The following is a 668-nucleotide window of genomic DNA, read 5'->3' on the forward strand; positions in this document are numbered from 1 at the left end:
GTGCCGATCTTGCAGCGCACCTGCCAGCCCGGTACACGAAACCCACCAACCGGCCCCTCAACAACCTCAACCACACCACCAGCACCAGCGGCGTCAACATTCTCCACGCCAGCACCCTCCACACCAGGCACCGACACCGCCTCAGTAAACGAAGATTCAACAGTCACACTGCCAGCCTGGCCAGAGACAACATGTTTCTCAAATTCGCCCGTTTCATCACTGCTTGAGATTGGACTATGCAGACTTAAAAAAGCAGAAACGACGCAAACTGCCAGCCCCGAGCGTTTCATGATTGCGCTTCCTCATCATCGCCCACGCCCTCAGCGAAGAAGCTCTTAATAACAAAGGAAGAATGGTTTCTCTGAACCTCTAGCTCGACATTTTCATCGACTTCTGCAATAGAGTGCACTGTTCCATCCTTAAATTCAAGGTAGGGAGATGTCGTGACACGCATCTTAACGAAGTAAAGGCCCTCAATTTCAGGATGCGGAATTGCCTCGTTAATTTGGGAAAACTTATGTTCCATCCTGTCTGCCCAGTAACCTTTACTGTAAAAATCAGGGATTTTGTCTAGATACATCTGGCAGAGTTTGCATTCTGGGCTGCTGACTTTTTTGAGGGTGGTGGTGTTGCCGGTGTTGATGGAGTATGCGAGGAGGTTGAGGTAG

Annotated in this window: 2 protein-coding genes; both read right to left on the bottom strand. The window is 50.1% G+C overall.

The features are described from left to right. A partial coding sequence (locus AC1EJZ_RS11200) for a hypothetical protein (RefSeq protein WP_480294999.1) occupies window positions 1–290 on the bottom strand: 290 nt, incomplete at its 3' end. Further along, window positions 287–668 (bottom strand): DUF6318 family protein (locus tag AC1EJZ_RS11205; RefSeq protein ID WP_480295000.1); only part of this gene is annotated, 382 nt, incomplete at its 5' end. The genes AC1EJZ_RS11200 and AC1EJZ_RS11205, both read right to left, overlap by 4 nt.

The organism is Pauljensenia sp. C0170B5 (assembly GCF_056590195.1).